We start from the raw sequence: 22,369 nt of genomic DNA, 5'->3' as shown, positions 1-22,369 counted from the left end.
CATCATTTTTGTCATTTCGACGGAGGAGAAATCGCATTCGTAATTCCGTGGAGTTTGGCTCATCTTTGTGGAGTTTCTAATGCGATTTCTCCTCCGTCGAAAAGACAAAAACTACATTAAATTAATTCTAAAACCATGTACAAAATGAAAAAATACCTAACCACAATAAGTTTCTTTTGTCTTTTTGTCTGTTGTTCGCAGGAAAAAGATTCGAAAGTCAATAATCAACCACAAAAACAAAACATATTTTTAGCAGATCCAACTATTTTTTACAACAAAGGAACTTATTATTTGTATGGAACCACAACAGGAGATGTTCCTCAAAACGGAAATGGATTTTTGGTGTACACTTCTTCGGATTTAAAAAAATGGAGCGAACCTGCGGGCGCACAAAATGGTTTGGCTTTAAAAAAAGGAGATTCTTTTGGAGACAAAGGTTTTTGGGCGCCACAGGTTTTAGAATACAATAAGAAGTTTTATATGATTTATACAGCAAATGAAAATATTGCAATTGCTGTTGGCGACAGTCCGCATGGGCCGTTTAAAAACGAATCTAAAAAACCGATTATTGAAACCGGAAACCAAATTGATCCGTTTATTTTTATAGATGAAGATGGAAAAAAATACTTGTATCATGTACGTTTAACGAAGGGGAACCGAATTTTTGTGGCTGAAATAAACGATGATCTTCAAACCATAAAATCAGAAACTTTAACCGAATGTATTTCCGGAACGTTGCAATGGGAAAATACTCAAAATACAGATTGGCCTGTTACAGAAGGTCCGACGGTTTTAAAACACAACGGTTTATACTATTTAATTTATTCGGCAAACGATTTTAGAAATCCAGATTATGCGGTTGGTTACGCTACGAGTAAAAGTCCGTTAGGACCTTGGGAAAAATCAAAAGACAGTCCGATTATCAGCAGAAAAAATACCAATCAAAACGGAATTGGTCATGGCGATGTTTTCTGGGATAAAGACAATAAAATGCATTATGTTTTGCATACTCATTTTAATAATTCGGCAGTTTCGCCAAGAAAAGCAGGAATTATCGATATTAGTTTTGAAGGAAATGCGATAAAAGCCGACAGTAAAAGTTTTTCTTTATTCGAAAAATAGAATTGGTTTTTTATAAATAAAAGAGATCATCAAAATTGTTTTTGATGGTCTCTTTTGCTTACAAGAATATACCTTAAATACAAAAAAATACAATTTGATATTACATAAAGTTTAGCACTAGCGCGAGTTTGATTATATTTATGCCAACAAAAAATCCGGAAAAGAACTTCACTAAATGAAAAAAGCCAAAACAACAGAGAATTCAGCCAATGCTGAAAAGGTTTTCCTTAAAGAGGAAGAAACAATCTTGTTGGAATTAGGGAAGGATATAACCAAAGTAAGGGAGAAAAAAGACCTGATTTTTCTTTTTGCCAAAAGACTTAAAAGCCTTTATAATTTTTCTCATATTACAATTACACTTATCGATCAAAAAGATAAAACCTATGCTGGTTTTTTGCTGGATTCAAATGCAGATGCCATTTTAGATCGAGAGACTTATTCTCAATTACAAAAAGCTCATTTTACTCTGGATGAACCTTTTATAAAAAGGGTGCTGGAATCTGAAACGGCGATTTCTTTTGTTCTTAAAGAGGTAAAAGACACGCCTAAAAGTCCTGAATATTTAAGAGTTAATGATCGCGGCGGTATAAAGGAAACATTAATGAAAACTTTATGGAACGAAGATAAACCATTTGGTTTTGTACATATTTATGCCACTAAAAAAGATAGTTTTACGCAGGAACTTCGCAGTGTTATAGATGGTATCGCACCACAGCTTTCTATTGCAGTTTCTAATATTATCAAAAATGAAGAACTATTAAAGAAAGAAGCCGAAAAATCGTTTCTGCTTGATTTTAGTAATGATATTTCAGAAGTTAGAAACAAAAAAGATCTTGCACTTGCAGTAAAAACGGCATTAACACAAATAAATCCATTAAGAGGATACGTTATTCGTAAAATAAACGATGACGGCCTTACAATGAGTTCGTACATTCATGATACCAGTGCAACAACCGCAGACGATCCTGTGCTGCATGAAGTGTCTGAATCTAAATTTCCTATTAATGACGGATTGCAGAATCGGGTTTTAGATAGTTATATTCCATTACTGTTTAATGTAGATATAGAAATAGATCGCGGCATAACGTCTAAATATCTTTTCTTTTGGAAAAAATTAGGTTTTAAAAGAATGGTCGGGATTGCGCTTCGTAATGGCGACGTTTCTTTGGGGATTTTATGGCTGGCGATTGAGGAAATCAATATTTCGTTGCTACAGGGAATTTGTTCGCAGATTTCGACGGCATTATCCAATATTATGGCCAACGAATCTTTATTAAATAAAAATAATGAGCAATCGGTTTTATTGCAGTTTAGTAATGAAATTGCAGGCGTACGAACCAAAGATGATTTAGAAATTGCCATTATAAACGTTCTTCGTGATCTTTTGGACACTAAGCTGGCGATGCTTAATATTTTTGATGATGATGGCATTGGACTTACTCCTTTTATGTATGATAAATCGCTGTTTATAAAGGCAGAAATTGATTTTGATAAAATGAAATCAATTAAATTGGATATTCACGAACCTTATACGGCTCAGGTTATTAAAAGCAATAGTGCTTTGGTTTTTAATGCCGAGGAAGAATTACAGCGTAACAATTCTGGTTTTGCACAGCTTTGGAAAAAAGTTGGTTTTGAAAATGCTTATGGCGCTTTATTAAAAGTAGGAAATGCTAATGTTGGCACAATGTGGTTATTGGCAGATAAATTAGATCCTTCGATATTAAAAGGAATCTGTTCGCAGATTTCTGTTGCAATTGCTAATATTCAGGCCAATGAAAAATTGTTGCTTTACAAACAACAATTAGAACATGAAAATGTCTATCTGAAAGAGCAGATTAAAAACATTTATAATTTTAGTGAAATTATCGGCAGTGGTGTACAAATGCAGAAAGTATATCATTTAATGTCGCTGGTTGCCGATTCTAATTCAACGGTTTTGATTCTTGGAGAAACGGGAACGGGTAAGGAATTGATTGCGCGTGCGATTCATAATGCTTCGCAGAGAAAAGATAAATTGATGATCAAAGTAAACTGTGCTGCAATGCCGGCCAATTTGATCGAAAGCGAATTATTCGGACACGAAAAAGGTGCCTTTACCGGAGCCACAGAAAGACGTATAGGAAAATTTGAACTCGCAAATAACAGTACTTTATTTCTCGACGAAATTGGAGAAATGCCACTAGAAGCACAAGTTAAACTGCTGCGTGTTATTCAGGAGCGCGAACTGGAACGCGTAGGAGGAAAGGACACGGTGAAAGTAGATGTACGAATTATTGCAGCTACAAATCGTAATCTGGAAGAAGAAGTAGAAGCAGGCCGTTTTCGTTCGGATCTTTTTTACAGGCTAAATGTTTTCCCGATTTACCTGCCTTCATTGCGCGAAAGAATGGAAGATGTAGAAGCATTGGCTAATTTTTTTCTTACGAAATACAGTAAAAATAACGGTAAAAACATAAGCAGAATTGCGCCAAAAGCGATCCAGCAGCTGCACAGCTATTTATGGCCGGGAAATGTGAGAGAATTGGAACATCTTATTGAACGAAGCGTTCTTATGGCTTCAGACAATGTTTTGCGTGAAGTATATCTTCCGAAAAAAGCAGAAAAAAATAATGAGGAAGAAAATATCTTTAGTAAAACGTTGGAAGAAATGGAACGTACTTTTATTATCAGCGCTTTAAAAAGATGCAACGGAAAAATTTCCGGAGCTGGCGGTGCTGCAGAAGTTTTGGATATTCCGGGAAATACACTTCATTCAAAAATGAAAAAACTTTTAATTACGAAATCAGATTATTTCTAATATTATAGTCTATTAAGTTCAATAAGATAATGCAGAGAATTGAATTGCCTCTAGGTTTAGCTAGAGGTTAATATGAATTAATATTGAGTTGGCTTTAGCCTAATTCTCGATAGTTTGGCTAAAGCCTTATCTTAAGATATCAAATAGTACCTCTCCAGCTAAAGCAGGAGGCAATTCATCATTAAAATATAAAAATGCCCAACGATTTGAAAAAAATGTTGGGCATTTTGCTTTTCTGATTGTTTCATCAATAGTAAAAAATCAAAAATTCGATTCTTTCACTATATATAGTGAAAGCCAAAATGATTTCACTTTATGAAATGAAATTCTAAATGCGTTTTTTAATGTAACTAATTGATTTTTAGTTAATTAAATGAATGGCACGACAATTGGCTATTACAACATGAAGTCAAATAATAATCATTTAAACATTAGAAAACATGAAAATTTTAGTAATTGGAGGAACAGGATTAATTGGATCAAAAGTAGTAAACAAACTTCGTGATCTTGGGCACAACGTAATATCGGCAGCGCCATCAACAGGAATAAACACTATTACAGGCGAAGGACTTGCAGAAGCAGTGACCAATACTGATATTGTAATTGATTTGGCAAATTCACCATCTTTTGCAGATAAAGAGGTTTTGGAATTTTTTGAAACTTCGGGCAGAAATTTATTGGCAGCAGAAATCAACGCCAATGTAAAACACCACATTGCACTTTCTGTAGTAGGAACAGATCGTTTGCAGGGAAGCGGTTATTTTAGAGCCAAACAAGCTCAGGAAAATTTAATCAAAAAATCGGGAGTTCCTTTTACCATTATTCATTCTACACAATTTATGGAATTTCTTGGCGGTATCGTTGCTTCTGCACACGAAGGCGAAAGCGTAACAATTTCTCCGGCCAAAATTCAGCCAATCGCTTCAGAAGATGTGGCTTCTATGGTTGTTGATCTTGCTTTGGGTAATCCTTCAAACGGAATTGTAGAAATTGGAGGACCGGAACGTTTCAAACTTTCAGCTCTTTTGCAAACCTATTTAACTAAAACGGATAATCCGCTTAAAGTTATTTCAGATGAAAATGCTTTATACTTTGGAGCACATCTGGACGAACTTACTTTGGTTCCGGCAGAAACAGCAAAACTTGGTGCTATTACTTTTGAGGAATGGTTTCCAAACCGTCCGCAAAGAGCATAATTAAAATCTTAAATGGCTTCGATGCCCGTTGAAACGAAGATGACGGGTAGGCAGTTTGTCGAGGCGGTTGTAATGGGCATGCACTTTCCACCCGTTCGTTCATATAAAATCCCTACGTCAGCGCAAAGCGAAATCTGATCAACAACACGGCAAAACAGCGGGCACGGCGCAATTTTTTTAACCTTAATCAAAATAATTATGAGCAATTTAATACTATCAGAAGTTATCATGCCTGATGTACAGGGAGATGAGCAGTTTTTTGCCAGAAAAGCAAGATCAAAAGATGTGGGCGGACTTATGGATCCTATTATCGGTTTTGATCATTTTGAATTGACGCATGACATTTTTGGCCCGCATCCTCACGCCGGAATGTCTGCAATAAGTTATGTTTTTGAAGATTCTGCAGCTTATCACAGTGTAGACTCAAGAGGAAATAATATTATGATTACTCCGGGAAGTTTACTCTGGACCTGGGCTGGAAAAGGCGTTGTACATTCAGAATTTCCTGTTCCCGAAGGAGCCACTGTAGAAGGTTTACAATTGTTTGTCAATATTCCGGCAGCAAATAAACAAGATGATCCAAAAAGCATTTTCATCGAAAATTCTAAAATACCAGAAATAAAAGAAGAAGGTGTGCGTGTGAGAGTTGTAACTGGGGAATCTGGAAATATGGTGAATAAAACCGCTACGCCAGATTCGCTTACGCTGCTGCATATTTTCTTAGAAGCAGGAAAAGAATTTTCGCATCAATTGCCGGCACAATGGTCGGGAACTGTTTTTGCTATTTCGGGACTTTTTGATTTTGCAACAAATCAGGAGACTACACAACTTGAGGAAGGAATGATCATGGCGGCAGCGAATTCTAATTCTGCCGAACCTTTAAAGTTTATCGCCATTACAAACTGCGAATTGATCTTTATTTCCGGAAAACCGTTGCACGAAGCATTATTTTCTAAAGGAGCAATGGTGATGAATTCAAAAGACGCCTTATTAAAAGCCGAAGAAGATTATACAAACGGAAAAATGGGCTTTATAGAAGTGGCAGGCGAAACCAGAAAAGTAATCAAGCCGGTTCATTAAACAAATTTATTAATAATAAAACCTGAATTATGAAACTGATCCATTTTTTTAGATTGCTGGGTATTTCAAAACCAGCAGGTTATAGTAATGAAGCTGAAGGCGAAATAGATTATCACCATCATGATACGACAGACGGATGTGAATCACTGGATGAAACAAACATGCATGAACAGCCTTTTGAAGAGAAAGAGGATGAAGATTATTCGTCTATATTTTAAACAAATCAATTTTTTATAAACATTTAAATACAATTATTATGCAAGAATTTTTAGTAGTGATCCACAGAGATCTAACAAGCGAAAAACCAGTTCCAACACCAGAACAAATGAAAGAAGCAATTAAACCTTATCAGGAATGGATTGCCGGTATTGCGGCACAAGATAAACTAGTTGCACCGCCAAAGCGTTGGGATTTAGACGGAAGAGTTATCAAACACGGAAAAATGAAAAACACGGTAAGTTCTGGGCCTTTTGCTGAAGGAAAAGAATCTATAGGAGGTTTATTCCTTATTCGATCAAATGATTATGATGAAGCAGTAAAAATTGCAGAAGCTTGCCCGATTATTCAATACGGAGCAATTGTAGAGGTTCGTATGTCTGTTCCTCTGGCTTAAGACTTTTAATAAGCATGTCTTGGCTTTATAAAGGCATGCTTATTTTTTATTGAATGAATTAAAATTAACTTTTAAATTATATAGCATGAGTTCAAGATTATTTATAGGAAAATCATACCCTGAAGGCTTTAAAGCATTAAACGAACTAGATAAAGTTATTAAAGAATCCGGGATTGATAAATGGTATCAGGAATTGATCAAAATCAGAGCTTCGCATATAAACGGCTGTGCTTTTTGTCTTGATAAACACACACAGGATGCGCTTTTGTTGGGAATTGATGCCAGAAAAATAAATTTGGTCGCAGTCTGGAAAGAAGCTACAGATCATTTTACAGAAGAAGAACAATTGATTCTGCAAGTTACAGAAGCCATTACACTAATTCATGAAGATGGATTAAGTGATGAACTTTATTCAAAATGCATTAGTGTATTTGGAGATACAGATACCGTAAAAATCATTATGGCTGCTACAGTGATTAATACCTGGAACAGAATTGGCGTAGGTTTTAAAATGCAGCCTAAATTTTAGATTACAATTAAAACAAGAATACAATGTATACAGGTAAATCATATAAGCTTTTGGAATTTATTATCTGGACAAGAAAAAGTATTTACTTGTTATTGATAATGAGTGTAATTCCCGTTTTTTTATATCAAATTTTTGATTTAAAATGGATTGGTATTTCCTGGACAGTTGTAGCTTTATTAGGAACGGCAACGGCTTTTATTGTAGGTTTTAAAAATACACAAACTTATAACAGAACGCTCGAAGCGCAGCAAACATGGACTTCTATTTTAAATATAAGCCGATCATGGGGAATTATGAGCCGGGATTTTCTCAACAATCCAGAAAAAACAAAATTGCTTGTTTATCGTCATATTGCATGGCTTATGGCTTTGCGTTATGAAATGCGTTCTTTTAGAATATGGGAAACGACATATCGTAAGCAAAATGCAGAATATCAGCAATATTATACCATTCCCGAAAAAGAAAGTAGTCTGGAAAATGAGTTGTCAAAACTGCTTTCTTCAGAGGAATTAGAATACATTTTAAAGACCAAAAATAAAGCTTCTCAGTTATTAGCACTTCAAAGCAAAACCTTGAAAGAACTTTATGATAATCAGGAAATTGTTGTACTTCAGTTTGTAGATTTTCAGAGAACAATCAAAGATTTGTATACACAGCAAGGAAGAAGCGAACAACTAAAAGATTCTCCATATCCGAGGCAATATGCCATAATTAATACACTATTAGTGCAGTTATTTTGTTTCCTGCTGCCTTTTGGATTATTAAAAGAATTTGATAAACTCAACGAAAGCATCAGCGGTTTTATGCACGGAAACATGGTTTGGCTCGTCATTCCGTTTAGTGTGATAATTTCCTGGATGTACACTTCTTTAGGACAAGTTGGAGAAAGCACAGAAAATCCATTTGAAGGAAGTCCTAATGATGTTCCGATTTCTAAAATATGCAAGATTATAGAAATCGACTTAAGGGAAATGTTAGGAGAAATAAAATTGCCAGAATTACGAAAACCACAGCACGATATTATTTTATAAAAGAACTTCTGAATTTTCGTCTGCACTTTAAAATCAGTAAAAACACCAATAATAAATCTATATAGTTATGGAAAAGTATCACCAAGTTTCAAAGGGAATTAATTTTCCAAACAATAATTTTTATGGTAAGTATGTCACTCAAGAACAGCTTGATGCTGATTATGATGTTGAAAAAGCAGTTTCAGATTTTCCCGATTATATTAAAGAATATACTAGAAATAGTGAAGAGGCGCGAAGAATTCTTAAAAACAAAACTGTAATTGCTTACGGCCCAACATTAATGGAAAGACTTACAGTTTATCCTGCAAAAGAATCAGGAGCTCCGGTTTTTATTTTTATACACGGAGGTTACTGGAAAATTGGACTTGGTGATGATTACGATTTTGTGGCAATGGGCGCATCCAATGCTAATTTTACTGTAGTTATAGTAAATTATGAGCTTGCTCCAAAAGTAAATATTCCTGAAATGGTAAGGCAGATTCGATCCTCAATTGGATGGACAAGCCAGAATATTTCAAAATTTAACGGCGATCCGGAACGAATTTTTGTTGGAGGACACTCAGCCGGCGGACATCTCGCAGCAATGACAGCAACGACAAATTGGTCAGATTATGGACTACCTAAAAATACAGTTAAAGGAATACTGGCAGTAAGCGGTCTTTTTGATTTAGAACCTGTTTCACGCACTTTTGTTCAGCCCGCAATTCGTATTACAGCAGATCAAATTCTTTCTTCAAGTCCCATTCGGTTAATTGTTTCAAGCAAAATACCATTAATTGCAGCTTGGGGCGCACAGGAAACAGAAGCTTTCATAACCCAATCTTCTGATTATTTAGAAGCTTGGAAAAATGCCGGAAATAAAGGTAATGCACTCATAATTTCAGAAGCAAATCATTTTAGTATTCTTCGTGAATTTATGACAGAAGACGGACTACTTACAAAAGCTGTAATAGCTCTTGAAAATGAAAATAGAACTACAATACTATAGGATTGATTACTGTAAACTTTCAATAAAAATATTATGAAACAGAAATGGCCAAAACTTTCATACGCAGACGAAAAAGCGACGTATGAAACGCTTCAGATGTATACTCAGATTTTAGGAAAAATAAAACTAGCAACGCTTGCATGGGCAAACCATTCATGGAATATTACATTGCATGTTACGGCTTTTGGACTTACAACACAACCAATGCCTTATAAAGATTTTGATTTTCAGATTGATATTGATCTGGTCGAACACGAATTAAGGATTACTACAAGCAGAGGGAGGTCAAAACACTTTGCACTTTATAATTTGGCTGTAGCCGATTTTTATGCACAGATTTTCGAATTCCTTTATGAATTAAATATTGATTTGAATATCATGACGATTCCGTCAGAAGTGGCAAACCCGATTCCTTTTGAAACCGATAGGATACATGCAACATATCATCCAATTCATGCCAGCAGTATGCACAATGCCTTGCTTAATATTCAGTCTGTTTTTATGACTTTTAGAAAGGATTTTACAGGAAAAGCGAGCCCGATTCACTTTTTCTGGGGCGGATTTGATTTAGCCATGGCTTTTTTCTCTGGCAGAAAAGCACCAAAACATCCGGGAAAAGTTCCGGGATTACCCAATTGGGTATTGCAGGATGCATTTAGCCATGAGCTCATGGATTTTGGATTCTGGACAGGAACAGAAACGGTTCCCGATGCGTCATTCTATTGCTACATTTATCCGGAACCGCCAGCATTTCAAACCGGAAAAATTATGCCCAAACAGGCTTATTATAATAAAGACATAGGTCAGTTTATTTTGCCGTATTCTGCCGTACAGCAGTCGGAAAATCCAGAAGAAATGGTACTAGATTTTTTAAGAAGCTGTTATCAACTGGGCGCAGGCGCAGCAAAATGGGACAATGATTTATACGAATTAGAGAAAGAATTTAAATACATTAATTAAATAAAATGAAAAAACAAACTGTATTAATAACCGGAGCCTCTTCTGGTATTGGAAAAGGAGTAGCGAAATATTTTTTAGAAAGAGGAGATAATGTGGTGATTAGTTCTGCAACCGAAGCAAAATTGCAAAAAGCGTTTGATGAATTGGGTGCAGGTGAAAATATAGCGATGGTTGTAGGTGAAATCAGTTCCAAAACTACCGGAGATCAAATGGTAAAAGTGGCTCTTGAAAAATTCGGATCGGTTGACGTATTGGTAAACAGTGCAGGAATTTTTGAAACCAAGCCGTTTCTAGAAGTAGATGAAGCGTATCTAGACCGTTTTCTGGATATTAATCTCAAAGGAACTTTTTTTACAACACAGTCTGCAATTGCACAGATGGTCAAACAAAATGAAGGTGTTGTGATCAATATTGGTTCTGCATTAGTAAACCACGGAATTACAGAAATGGCTCACGCCGCACAATTGGTAAGTAAGGCGGCAATAAATGGATTGACTTTTCACCTTGCAGCAGAATTTGGAAAAAACAATATTCGTGTTAATACTATCGCGCCGGGCGTAATTCGTACGCCGATGCATGACGGAAATGCAGATCAAAACGCATCGGTACATCTATTGAACCGAATAGGAGAAGTAGAAGATATCGCAGCTATGGTTTTTACGGTAGCTAAAAGTCAGTTTACGACTGGTGCAATTATTCATGTAGACGGTGGTTTAGGTGCTGGACATGCATTAAACCATTAATATGAAATCGTAGCAATATTTTATTCATAAGAAACCCCAAATTTATCAACTTAATAAGTCTGACTAATTTATTCCCAATAAAGTTAGCCGAAAGAGTATGGTATATTTGTTAAAAAGATGCTTCGGCATCTTTTTTTATGCTTTTTAGTGTGATAATTACACATTTTTCGACTTCATAAAAGAAAATATCGCTTTAAAACGTATAATTATTATCAGTAAACAAGCCTAATTTTTAGAATACCCGATTTTTTTTCAGAGAATTTCTCATAATATTTTATTTTTATTTAGAATGGTTAAAAATAATTAGGTTAACAAGGTATTTGAGATTACTTTTGCCCCAGAAATTCAAAACCCTTACCAAAATGAATATAAAAACCATTAAAAAAATCTGCTTTTTTGTACTTTTTTTGACATCAATAATGATGTTTGGACAAAATCAAAATACAGGTAAAGTAACTGGAAAAGTAACTTTGAGCGGTAATACTCCTGCAGAAGGAGTTTCTGTAGCGCTAAAAGGAACAAAATATAGTGCCGTTACAAATGAAGATGGACACTATGAAATTAGAAATGTAAAACCTGCAAGCTATGTAATCGCCATAAGCGCAGTAGGTATTCAGCCAATGCAGGACAATATTGTGGTTACTGCAAAACAAACTACTACAAAAAACTTCGCACTTTCTGAAAATCAGGAAGATCTTGATGAGGTTGTTATTACCAAAAATAAATACAAACAAGATAAGCCATCATTGTCTTTACGTTTGCAGACTCCAGTTTTAGAGATTCCGCAAAATATTCAGATTGTGAGCGGTCAGACTTTAAAAGATCAGCAGATTATCAGCATGAGCGACGGAGTAATTCGTAACGTGAGTGGTGCTGTTCGTTTAGAGCACTGGGGAGATATGTACACTAATATTACAATGCGTGGTTCTCAGATTCAGGCTTTCCGTAACGGATTTAACGTAGTATCTTCTTTCTGGGGTCCGCTTACAGAAGACATGAGTTTTGTAGATCATATTGAGTTTGTAAAAGGACCAGCTGGATTTATGCTTTCGAGCGGTGACCCAAGCGGACTTTACAATGTGGTGACGAAAAAACCAACCGGAATTACAAAAGGTGAAGCTACTGTAATGGCAGGAAGCTATGATTTTTACAGAGCAAGCATTGATCTTGACGGTAAATTTGATAAAAAAGGTAAATTTTTATACCGTTTTAATGGTGCAATCCAAAAGAAAGGATCTCACAGACCGTTTGAGCACAATGACCGTTATGTAATCGCTCCGGTATTGTCTTATCAGATTGATGATAAAACTAAAGTTACTTTAGAATACAATTACCAAATGGCTAATATGACAGAGGTTGGTTCTTATTATGTTTTTGGAGCTGATGGAGGCGGATATGCAACTACTCCTGTAGATTTTACAATGACGCAGCCAGGTCTTCCTGATACAAAAATAAACGATCACAGTGGTTACCTTGTTTTTGAACATAGGTTTGATGATAACTGGAAACTTACTGCACAAACAACATATTTTAAATATTTGCAAGAAGGATACAGCTCTTGGCCAAGTGCTGTTGGACCTGCAACAACTCCAACTGGTACAATTGGTACCGGAGAAATCATTAGAAATGTGGGCATCTGGGATTCTGAAAGTAATATGTACTTAGGACAAATATTTTTTAACGGAAAATTTAATACTGGTTCTATAACTCATAAACTTTTAGGGGGTGTAGATTTAGGAAGCAAAGATTACATGGCAGATTGGGGACAATCTCATGATTTAGATACACCAGCTAATCCGTTTAATGTAAATAATCCATACTATGGTATACCAGCAAATGGATTACCAAACTTTGACCGCGACACGCCTTTAAGTGTTAGAGCTGCAGCTGCTGGCGGTCTTATGAGTTCTGAATATGCCGCAGCTTATATGCAGGAAGAAGTTGGTTTTTTCCAAAATAAAGTAAGATTGACAATAGCAGGAAGATATACTTGGATTAGTCAGGCAAGTTGGGGCGGTGCTCCAATTGCAGATTCTCATATTACACCGCGTATTGGTCTTAGTGTTTCATTAACAGATAATTTAGCTGTTTACGGCTTATACGATCAGGCTTTTACACCGCAATCTGGTATTATTAAAAATGGTGATGATGTAAAAGCGCTTACAGGTAACAATATGGAAGTTGGTATTAAAAAAGATTGGTTTGACGGATCATGGAGTACTACACTTGCTGCTTACAGTATCTTAAAGAAAAATGAACTTACTTCTGATCCTGCAAACAGTCCGGGAGAACAATATAGTGTAGTTTTAGGAGAAAAAAGAGCTCAAGGTTTTGAATTTGACGTAAGAGGAAAAATTATTGATGGTTTTAATGTAATTGCGAACTACGCTTTTACAGAATCTATAGTAAACAAAGTTGATCCTGCAGTTTCTGCTGCAACGGGAATCATGAAAGGAGATATTGTTCCTGGATATTCTAAACATGTTGCAAATGCATGGTTAAATTATAGTCTTCAAAATGGTAAACTAAAAGGATTAGGCGCTTCTATTGGAGGAACTTTCCTTGCAGGACGTCAGACAGATACGTGGAGTGTTGGTATCGAAAGACTTCCAACTTATTTCAAACTAGACGGAGGTTTATCATACGAAATAGGAAAAATGAAATTTACTGCAAACGTATTTAATATTCTTGACAAATACCTTTACAGCGGTTCTTATTACTCTTACCTAAATGCTTATTACTGGCAGACAGAACAGCCAAGAAACTTTAGAGTTGGAGTAACTTATAAATTCTAAGAATTGTTTTAGTTGAAAAATTACAATTCATAAAAAAAGCATACGATTTAGTTCGTATGCTTTTTTGTTTTTATGAAGATTGATTTTATTTAAAATCTAAAAAAATCCGTTTAATCTGTGGCAAATATTTTCACGCAGATCTAAAAAGATTTAAGCAGATATTTTTCTTGAATAAAAAAGAAATCCTTTTAATCTGTGATCCCGATAACTATCGGGATTGGCGAAAACTTATCCTTTTCTAATTAAAGGAATCAGTTTAGTTCCAATTAATTCGATAGCATTCATTAATTGCGTATGTGTAAGACCTGCGTTATCCATTTGGAATGTGAATCTCGAAATACCGCCAAGCGCTTCGCTGTGACGTAAAATTTTCTCTGCAGCTCTTTCCGGACTTCCCACTATTAAAACACCAAGATCATCAATAAGACCATCAAATTTATCTTTGGTTACTGGTGGCCATCCGCGTTCTCTTCCTAATTTTGTCCAAAGTTCTGCATATCCGGGATAATAATCTTCGATTGCTTTTTCGGTAGTACTTCCAACATATCCAGGAGAATGTACTCCAACTTTAAGTTCTTCTGGTTTGTATCCGGCAGCTTTTCCGGCTTCGCGATACAAATCAATTAATGGACGGAAACGATGTGTTTGTCCGCCAATAATAGCCACCATCAAAGGCAGACCAAGTGAACCTGCTCTCACAAAACTTTCAGGAGTGCCGCCAACGCCTAACCAAATTGGCAATTTTTCCTGTATGGCTCTAGGATAAACCGGCTGATTGTGCAAAGCGGGACGAAATTTTCCTTCCCAAGTAATAAATTCATTATCACGAATCTGCAATAGTAAATCTAATTTTTCGCTGAAAAGCGCATCATAATCTTTCAGATCAAAACCAAAAAGCGGATACGCTTCTATTGCAGAACCACGTCCGGCTACGATTTCAGCTCTTCCTTTTGAGATTAAATCCAAAGTCGAAAAACTCTGATAAACTCTTACCGGATCTGCAGCGCTTAAAACAGAAACCGCGCTCGCCAATCGTATATTTTTTGTTCTCGCTGCTGCGGCGCTTAAAATCACAGCAGTTGCAGAATCCAGAAATTCTTTTTTATGGTGTTCGCCAATTCCAAAAACATCAAGTCCCACTTGATCGGCAAACTCAATTCTCTGGAGCAATTGTTCCATTGCGTCAACACTGCTCAGCGTATTGTTATCTCCGTAAAGTGCAGAGGCAAAGCTGTCTATTCCTATTTCCATACATTTTTATTTTAAATTCCAATTTTTGAAATTCCAAATTCCAAATTTTTCAATATCAATATCAATATCAAATCTCAAAATCAATATCAAAAATCAATACCAAAAATCAATTTCAATCTAAACTCTACAATCTAAACTCTAAACTCTAAAATTAATGAGAGAACCCAAATGAAATACTAGTTATAATAATCAAGATTACAATTGTAGTTATCACAACGTACAAATAATCTTTCTCTAATAAAAAAGAAAATAACGAAAGTAAAACCCTGAAAACAGGAGTAAGAAACAATAAAATAATTCCAAAAAAGATAAGATATTCTCCATTTCCCTGAATTACTCCGTTGTAAACTGTTGAAATTACTTCGAATATATTGCGATCGTTTTCCTTAAAAACCGAATAATCTTCGATTTGAGATCCGTTGTGAATTAAATATACGATTCCGCCAATAAAAGCGACACTTAATGATGTCCAAACGCCATAGCGTAATAAATTTCCAATAATGGTTTGAAAATCTTTTTCTCCAAATTTTTCGTTTTGCATAACTTTAGATTTTTCCATTAAGTCCGTTATAAATCATATTTACTGCAAGTACAAAAATCAGGCAGGCAAAAAAGATTCTTAATTTTTTAGGGTTTGTTTTTACTAATATTTTTGCTCCGGCCATCGCGCCAAATAAAACTCCGATTACAACCGGCATACAAATTCCGGGTTCGATATATCCTTTTTGAATGTAAATTACAGAACTCGCCATTGCGGTAACGCCCATCATAAAGTTACTGGTTGTGGTAGAAACCTTAAACGGAATTCGCATAATATTATCCATTGCAATAACTTTAAATGCACCAGAACCAATTCCGAGTAATCCCGACATCATTCCAGCAACCCCCATCATGGTAAAACCGCCAAGAACATTTTTGGTTCCGTAATGAACTACTTCGCCGTCGTGTGTTGGGTAAGTTCCTTCCAATTTTAGTTTTTTAGCAAGCGGACTTGACTCTAAAACAATATGTTCTTCCTTTTTTCGAAGTGAATTTATAGCAGAAAATATCAAAGTAAGTCCGAATAAAACGGCAATGAATGAAGTAGGAGCGATTGTAGAAAGTAAAGCCCCGCAAACGGCTCCGATTGTGGTGGCAATTTCAAGGAAGATTCCCAATCGCATATTTGTGATTCCTTCGCGGACATACGCTGCAGCCGAACCCGATGAGGTTGCAATAACAGAAACCAAAGCAGCTCCAATTGCATAATGTATATCAACCCCAAGAATAATAGTAAGAAGTGGAATAATTATAATACCGCCGCCTAAACCTGATAATGAACCAATAAAACCTGCTAAAAAAGCACCAAGAATCATAATCAAAGTAAACGTAAGTATAGTCATGCGAATAAATTTTGTTTTGGCTAATTTACGAATTGATATTTGTTTGGGGGGAAATTAGGAGCTTAAAAAATCCTTAAAAACACGAAAACGTTAGTAAATTTTTTATTCTGTTACTTGTTATTTAGTTTCACGCAGATTTTGCAGATTGAGCGGATTTAATTAAAAATCCATTTTAATCTGCAAAATCTGCATGAAATAAAAAGCCTCGTCTTCGAGGTAGCGAATCCGTTTTATCAGTGTTCTAATTTATAGATGTTACATTTTTAGCACAGACTAAGAATCCAACCAATTCTTAAAATTATTAATCTCCTTTTTACTCAAAATAATTGGCTCAGAATCAGGAAGTGAAACATTTAAAAGGATTTCTATTTTCTGGCTTGAATGTTTTACAATTTCCTGAATATGTTTTCTGTTGAGGATATATTTTCGGTTTACTTTAAAGAAAATAACAATCAGGCTTTTAGCTGTAAATGTTCCAGACTTTTTCCTCCCAGAGTTTTATGACCGACAGCTTCAAAACCCAATCGCAAATACAATCGCTTCGCATTCGGGTTCGCTTCTTCTACCAATAAACCTAAAGTTTGTTTGTTTTTAATGACATATTCATCAATCAAAAATTGCAGCATTTTTGAGCCAATTCCTTTTCCCTGATAATTGGGATCAACACCCAGAGAATCGATGTAAAATTCGCCGCTTTGTGTTTCATCTTCCGAAGTAAAATCGGGATTAAAATTTGCTTTAAAATAAGCCACAATTGGCGCTCTTAAATCATGCAATCGTTCTCCGTTATAGATATTTACCGCTCCAATAATGGTATCATTTTCCTCTACAACAAAACAATTTTGATACGAATATTGATTGTTTTCTTTTGAAACAAAATGATATAAAAAGTCCAAAGCAAGCGCATAATCTTTAGCACCCAAAAAGGAATAAATAATTTCTTCCATAGCAGAAAGTAAAAGGACTGAGACAGGAGATGAATCTTGTAAAGTTGCTTTTCTTATTTTCATTTTATAATTTGTTTCAGGTTTGATGTTTCAGGTTTCAAGTTTCCGTTCTGTCAAAAAATAATTTAAAATCCAATATCATATAATTTTTAACACATAGAGACATAGCTTTGTTTGTCTTTAAAAAGGTATTTCATTTTATCTGAAAACACATAGCTATGTTTGAGAAACTAGTTTCTTTTTATACTCTTTTTTATTTTTTTTCTAAAAAAAAACTATGTTTCTATGTGTTAGAAAAAAATCAATTTCAATCAAAAATTCAATTTTACTAGAGACTCTCATTTGTCCTCCTAAGCGGAGTCGAAGGATCTCATGCTGAATCCATACAGTGCGTGTCCTTCGACTCCGCTCAGAAGGACAAGCTTTGTGTTAGTTAAGTATGCAAAAATCTAAAATCTACATTCTAAAATCTAAAATCAAAAAAATGCCGAACTTATACAAATATACAATGAAGTTATACCAATTTTAAGATTTTTACACTACTTATCTTTGTAATAGAATTTTAAACTTAAAAGTTATAAAAATGAAAGCAATAGGATTTAAAACATCATTAAAAATAGAAGAACAAGAAAGTTTTATCGAATTTGAAACTTCAAAACCAACGCCGGGAGCACAGGATTTATTAGTAAAAATAAGTGCTGTATCTGTAAATCCGGTTGATTTTAAAATACGACAAAGCGCTGCAAAAGATACAGTTCTGGAAACCCCGAAAATTATTGGCTGGGATGCCGTAGGAATTGTAGAAGCTGTTGGCGAAAATGTAAAATTATTTAAAGTTGGCGACGAAGTGTATTATGCAGGCGATCTTACCAAACAAGGTTCTAATGCCGAATATCAGATTATCGACGAAAGAATTGTGGGCAGAAAACCAAAATCGTTAAGCATTGAAGCTGCTGCTGCAATACCATTAACGGCTTTAACAGCATGGGAAATTTTGTTTGACCGAATCAGAATCAGCGCAGAAAAAGACAAAGGAAAATCGGTTTTGATTATTGGCGGCGCAGGCGGAGTAGGCTCGATCGCGATTCAGCTGGCTAAAAAGGTTGCAGGCTTAACCGTAATTGCAACGGCATCAAGACCAGAAACTGTGGCTTGGTGCAAAGAACAAGGTGCTGATTTTGTGGTGGATCATAAAAACTTAGTCGAAAATGTAAGACAAAGCGGTTTTGAATATGTAGATTTTATACTCGATTTTGTAGATATCAATAGTTATTGGGACAGTGTAGTGGAATTGATCAAACCTCAAGGACACATCGCATCGATTACAGGAAGTGCAGAACCGGTTATTTTGAATAAACTAAAAAGTAAAAGTGTTTCTTTTTCTTGGGAATTAATGTACACAAGATCAATGTATCAAACCGATGATATTCAGGAACAACATGTTATTTTGAATAAAGTTGCCGATTTATTAGATCAGGGAATTTTAAAACATACTTTAAAAGAAACCTTAAACGGTTTTATTGTTGAAAATTTCAAAAAAGCACATCAACAGTTAGAATCCGGAACTACAATTGGTAAGATTGCGATAAAGTTTTAAAAGTCGAATTTTTTTTTTAATAGCCTCCTGCTTCAGCTGGAGGTTTAAGAAAAGTCAGAAAAAGGCTTTAGCCAAAACTTATATTCGGCTAAAGCCTTTTTAATATTCGATATTTTTTTTCCTCCAGATAAAGCTAGAGGCAATTCAAAAAATTAGACTGAAAAAATTACAACCAAAATTAGTTCTGTATCTTTGAGTGAAATAAAAAAACAAATTACATTTTGAGAATTATACCATTAAAAGAAGGCAATTTTTTAGTCAATAAAAACAAAGAATTTGCATTGCTTAGCGAAGTCGACAACTCACTTAGTTTAAAAATGGCAATTCAGCCTTTTTTGATCATAACGAATGAAGATTATGTTATGCTCGATGGTGGAAATGGCTGGAAAGAAGGTGGTAAATTGGTTGTAGAACAATTACTAAATCAGGAAAATATCAATCGAACTGATATTACAAAAGTACTTTTATCGCATGTACACAAAGACCATGTTGACGGATTGTTCCTGGATATCAATACAAATGAACTTACTTTCCCGAATGCTGTAATTTACATTCAGAAAAGAGAATTTGATTATGCTTTAACACAAACCGGAAATCCTTCTTTTGATCTGGATGTTTTAGAGCGATTAAAACAAACTGCCAATATAAATTGGATGGAGGAAGACAACGGGAATATTACCCCAGCGATTTCTTTTGAAGTTACGGGCGGACATACGCCTTTTCATCAGGTTTTCTGGATAAAAGAAGATGGTGAAATCATTTTTTACGGAGCCGATAATCTTCCGCAGCGCGGTTATCTAAAACTGCATATTGCCTATAAAAGTGATTTTGACGGAAGAAAGGCAATGGAACTTCGTCAGCTTTGGGAAAAACAAGCCAAAGAAGAAAACTGGAAGATTCTTTTGTATCACGATATGCAAATCTCAGTTTTAACTTTATAATGTAAATATTAGATGTGCGGAGAAATAGTAAGCAGCAATTTGTCCGCACATCCTTTTTTTATTGTATTTCTTTTCTAAAATAGATTTGTTTCTGATCTACATTATTCGGAATATCACCTTCATAATCAAATGGTGTGTAATCAAGAGATTGCAGGGTTTCTTTTAAAATAATATCGGCTTCAAAGATTTTTACCCAGATTAAATCGTGTTTTCTTTGTTTTGCAATAACTTCGGCACGATTAAAAAGCAATATTATTTCTTCGGCATTAAAATAAACAATATGATCGATCCCGATTGGTTTATTAGTTCCGAGATTTTGATTTGAAAGTCTCGAAGAATTCAACTGCATAAAAGACAACGGCGTTTCATCATCATTGACCATTAATACTTCGACCGAAAAATTATTTTGAATTTTGATAAATTTTGAAACAGAAAGATTTTCGGCAACATATTTTTCGCCTAAATCATCAGATGAAAATAAATTAGAATAAAAGTGAAGTGCCTGACTTTCCATCCATCTGGAATTGGCATCCAGAATAACTACAAATTGTGCAACTTTTGACATGATTTTTTTATTTATAAGTGTTACTAAACCATACAAAGTTCCGCATATTACTGTTGAAATTTAAGGATGAAATGTCGCATTTGTTAGTCGTAATGGCGTTCATTTTATCATTGCGAGGAACGAAGCAATCTCACTACAATTGCGCATAGTTTGATTTTGCAAATGAGATTGCTTCGTTCCTCGCAATGACAAGATTGGCGAAAACCAAAAAAGCCCCAGATTTCTCTGAAGCTTTTTGTTCCAATAAACAATTCTTAAGGTTTAAATTATTACAAATTCAAATCCTTAAATCCAGAAACTTCTGTAGAAACTTCTCCTAACCATCCGCCTTCAGCACGGTTTGAGTTGTACACTTTAATAAAGTTGATACCTTTTAGTTTTACAGATTCTCCTTTAGAATTTACCGCCCAGCTAATATCGATTTGACCTTTTACATCAGTATTTGCCCAATTGTCAACATAACCCCAGTCGTAAGCAGGATTTGCCCAATTGGTACCGTTAGTCGATTTATCATAAATATTAGATTTTAAGAAAGTACCTTTAAAAGTAACCGTAGTTCCTTTCCACAATGGATAAAAAGTGTGTTTGTGGAAAGCATTTTTAGACACAAATCCGGTTTGTCCCTGATTGTCCGTCCATTTGATATAATTCGGCTCACTCGGATTTGCAGGTTCAGTTTCTGGTTTGTAATATGTGATTTCGTAGTTCTTAATAGTCGTTTCTTTATTGTGTTCAGAACCTGCGATTTCGTACCATTCGTCATCCGCTTTTCCGTTGTTATTGGCATCATAAGAAACCATTACAATTCCCGGTTCTGCCCAATTGGCAAAGGCATTTCCTAAAACCACAAAATCGTTTCCTTCTTTATTGATAATGGTATGATCGAAGCCCATAACAACATAACCTCCAAAGCCTCCAAGACTTACCATACTTCCAGTAGTTAAGTTTTTCTCTGCTTTTTGGAGCATCGTTTCATCGGTATCTGTTGCAGTCGCTGCAGGCAATTCGTTTGTAAATTGTCCCGGTGCAGGGAAAAAGTCAAAAATTTGTTTAATCCCGTTTACATACGTTTTTTCATTTACCGTTACCGTAAAAGCTTTCGTGTTTTCTCCAACACCATTTTTAGCTTTAAATTCAACGTTATATGTTCCTGCAGTTGCAAAAACAGAAAATAAATCGATTGTAGCAGATACTTCTTCATTGTTTACCAACCATTTGTAAGTCGCACCAGAAGCATTAGTAAGTTTTGGCTGTAAGCTGAACCACTGCATTTTATCTACGGAAAAACCACCAGATGGAACTGTTAAAGCAATATCCGGTGGACTTGCCACAATGCTAATCGTTCTTCCATCGGCAAAAGTAAACGTCATGATTCCTTCTGTTAATGATACCGAAATAATATCAGCTGCATCTTTTCCTTTTTGTCCCGATGCCGAAACTCCAGTATCAACGTCATTGATGATCCAGTTTCCATTTTTCCCAATAGCAATTTTTGGTGCTTCTCCTGTTGCGCCCGTTGCTCCTTTGGCAGCATTTCCGGTATCAACCCCATCAATCCACCAATTGCCGTTTTCTCCAATTTTGATGAAAGAAGAAGTATTTCGAACTGCTAGTTTAGTACCGTCACTCATGGTAATTACGTAGCTGCCGTCTTTGGTTTCATAACTTGTTACGTAAAGGCGTTTATTTAAGACATCTAATAGATTTTCGTATTGTGCCATTCTCTCTTTTAGACCATTAACGTCGTTTTTTAGATCGTTAATATCATCTTTATAGCAACCTGAAAGAAGCAGGATAACAGATAAGGCAAGTAAAATTTTCTTCATTGT

At 35.2% G+C, this 22,369-nt stretch carries 22 protein-coding genes and 1 pseudogene; 15 read left to right on the top strand and 8 right to left on the bottom strand.

Going from position 1 to position 22,369, the window contains the following annotated elements:
• The first annotated feature begins 144 nt into the window (after positions 1-144).
• Entirely contained in the window at positions 145-1,122 is a 978-nt protein-coding gene (locus EV144_RS02645) for a glycoside hydrolase family 43 protein (RefSeq protein WP_134145911.1), read from the top strand.
• Between the two features lie 175 nt (positions 1,123-1,297).
• Positions 1,298-3,490: pseudogene (locus EV144_RS24315) on the top strand (sigma 54-interacting transcriptional regulator); the annotation flags it as partial.
• Here EV144_RS24315 and EV144_RS24445 read toward each other — a convergent pair.
• A complete protein-coding gene (locus tag EV144_RS24445) occupies positions 3,487-3,579 on the bottom strand; it encodes a hypothetical protein (protein WP_410501173.1) in 93 nt (30 codons plus the stop codon). The pseudogene EV144_RS24315 and the gene EV144_RS24445 sit on opposite strands and share 4 nt — an antisense overlap.
• Positions 3,580-3,676: 97 nt before the next feature.
• On the opposite strand from EV144_RS24445, the gene EV144_RS24440 reads away from it, so the two are divergent.
• From EV144_RS24440 to EV144_RS02590, 11 genes are all read left to right on the top strand, one after another.
• Complete coding sequence (locus EV144_RS24440; RefSeq protein WP_410501172.1) at positions 3,677-3,922, top strand: helix-turn-helix domain-containing protein; 246 nt, start codon at positions 3,677-3,679, stop codon at positions 3,920-3,922.
• A 440-nt stretch (positions 3,923-4,362) separates the two neighbouring features.
• Positions 4,363-5,118, top strand: a complete 756-nt coding sequence (locus tag EV144_RS02635; protein ID WP_134145908.1) for an SDR family oxidoreductase — start codon at positions 4,363-4,365, stop codon at positions 5,116-5,118.
• A 198-nt stretch (positions 5,119-5,316) separates the two neighbouring features.
• On the top strand, positions 5,317-6,198 hold the full coding sequence (locus tag EV144_RS02630) for a pirin family protein (protein WP_134145906.1): 882 nt from the start codon (positions 5,317-5,319) through the stop codon (positions 6,196-6,198).
• Between the two features lie 29 nt (positions 6,199-6,227).
• Entirely contained in the window at positions 6,228-6,416 is a 189-nt protein-coding gene (locus EV144_RS02625; protein WP_134145904.1) for a hypothetical protein, read from the top strand.
• Positions 6,417-6,454: 38 nt separating this feature from the next.
• Positions 6,455-6,811, top strand: coding sequence for a YciI family protein (locus EV144_RS02620; protein ID WP_134145902.1), 357 nt, complete (start codon positions 6,455-6,457; stop codon positions 6,809-6,811).
• A gap of 85 nt (positions 6,812-6,896) precedes the next feature.
• Positions 6,897-7,340 carry a carboxymuconolactone decarboxylase family protein gene (locus EV144_RS02615; RefSeq protein WP_134145900.1) on the top strand — a complete coding sequence of 148 codons (444 nt, stop codon included), beginning with the start codon at positions 6,897-6,899 and terminating at the stop codon, positions 7,338-7,340.
• Between the two features lie 23 nt (positions 7,341-7,363).
• Entirely contained in the window at positions 7,364-8,371 is a 1,008-nt protein-coding gene (locus tag EV144_RS02610) for a bestrophin family protein (RefSeq protein ID WP_134145898.1), read from the top strand.
• A gap of 67 nt (positions 8,372-8,438) precedes the next feature.
• Complete coding sequence (locus EV144_RS02605; protein WP_134145896.1) at positions 8,439-9,359, top strand: alpha/beta hydrolase; 921 nt, start codon at positions 8,439-8,441, stop codon at positions 9,357-9,359.
• A 33-nt stretch (positions 9,360-9,392) separates the two neighbouring features.
• Positions 9,393-10,319: a DUF5996 family protein gene (locus tag EV144_RS02600; protein ID WP_134145894.1), complete on the top strand. Its 927-nt coding sequence runs from the start codon at positions 9,393-9,395 to the stop codon at positions 10,317-10,319.
• A gap of 5 nt (positions 10,320-10,324) precedes the next feature.
• Positions 10,325-11,062, top strand: coding sequence for an SDR family NAD(P)-dependent oxidoreductase (locus EV144_RS02595; protein WP_134145892.1), 738 nt, complete (start codon positions 10,325-10,327; stop codon positions 11,060-11,062).
• 362 nt (positions 11,063-11,424) lie between these two features.
• Positions 11,425-13,857 (top strand): TonB-dependent receptor, encoded by a 2,433-nt coding sequence (locus tag EV144_RS02590; protein WP_134145890.1) that lies wholly within the window; start codon positions 11,425-11,427, stop codon positions 13,855-13,857.
• 228 nt (positions 13,858-14,085) lie between these two features.
• Here the strand turns inward: EV144_RS02590 and EV144_RS02585 are convergent, their stop codons facing one another.
• The 5 genes from EV144_RS02585 to EV144_RS02565 all read right to left on the bottom strand — a co-directional run bounded on the left by EV144_RS02585 (position 14,086) and on the right by EV144_RS02565 (position 17,500).
• The gene (locus tag EV144_RS02585; RefSeq protein ID WP_134145888.1) at positions 14,086-15,108 is read right to left on the bottom strand and encodes an LLM class flavin-dependent oxidoreductase; all 1,023 of its coding nucleotides are present in this window, start codon (positions 15,106-15,108) and stop codon (positions 14,086-14,088) included.
• A gap of 151 nt (positions 15,109-15,259) precedes the next feature.
• Positions 15,260-15,649: a DUF1634 domain-containing protein gene (locus EV144_RS02580; RefSeq protein ID WP_243854601.1), complete on the bottom strand. Its 390-nt coding sequence runs from the start codon at positions 15,647-15,649 to the stop codon at positions 15,260-15,262.
• Positions 15,650-15,653: 4 nt separating this feature from the next.
• Entirely contained in the window at positions 15,654-16,490 is an 837-nt protein-coding gene (locus EV144_RS02575; RefSeq protein WP_134145884.1) for a sulfite exporter TauE/SafE family protein, read from the bottom strand.
• 273 nt (positions 16,491-16,763) lie between these two features.
• Entirely contained in the window at positions 16,764-16,937 is a 174-nt protein-coding gene (locus tag EV144_RS02570; protein WP_262712218.1) for a LytTR family transcriptional regulator DNA-binding domain-containing protein, read from the bottom strand.
• Between the two features lie 5 nt (positions 16,938-16,942).
• Positions 16,943-17,500 (bottom strand): GNAT family N-acetyltransferase, encoded by a 558-nt coding sequence (locus EV144_RS02565; protein WP_134145882.1) that lies wholly within the window; start codon positions 17,498-17,500, stop codon positions 16,943-16,945.
• A 520-nt stretch (positions 17,501-18,020) separates the two neighbouring features.
• On the opposite strand from EV144_RS02565, the gene EV144_RS02560 reads away from it, so the two are divergent.
• Both EV144_RS02560 and EV144_RS02555 read left to right on the top strand, forming a co-directional pair.
• Positions 18,021-19,034, top strand: a complete 1,014-nt coding sequence (locus EV144_RS02560; protein WP_134145880.1) for a zinc-binding alcohol dehydrogenase family protein — start codon at positions 18,021-18,023, stop codon at positions 19,032-19,034.
• Between the two features lie 221 nt (positions 19,035-19,255).
• The gene (locus tag EV144_RS02555) at positions 19,256-19,975 is read left to right on the top strand and encodes an MBL fold metallo-hydrolase (RefSeq protein ID WP_134145878.1); all 720 of its coding nucleotides are present in this window, start codon (positions 19,256-19,258) and stop codon (positions 19,973-19,975) included.
• Between the two features lie 58 nt (positions 19,976-20,033).
• On the opposite strand, the gene EV144_RS02550 is transcribed toward EV144_RS02555, so the two are convergent.
• Together EV144_RS02550 and EV144_RS02545 are read right to left on the bottom strand one after the other, a co-directional pair.
• Entirely contained in the window at positions 20,034-20,540 is a 507-nt protein-coding gene (locus EV144_RS02550; protein ID WP_134145876.1) for a hypothetical protein, read from the bottom strand.
• 269 nt (positions 20,541-20,809) lie between these two features.
• Positions 20,810-22,366, bottom strand: a complete 1,557-nt coding sequence (locus tag EV144_RS02545; RefSeq protein ID WP_134145874.1) for a PL29 family lyase N-terminal domain-containing protein — start codon at positions 22,364-22,366, stop codon at positions 20,810-20,812.
• Positions 22,367-22,369: the final 3 nt, after the last annotated feature.

Origin of the sequence: Flavobacterium sp. 270 (assembly GCF_004368785.1) — a bacterium.
Classification (GTDB): domain Bacteria; phylum Bacteroidota; class Bacteroidia; order Flavobacteriales; family Flavobacteriaceae; genus Flavobacterium.
This window is presented reverse-complemented; position numbering and strand designations above follow the sequence as displayed.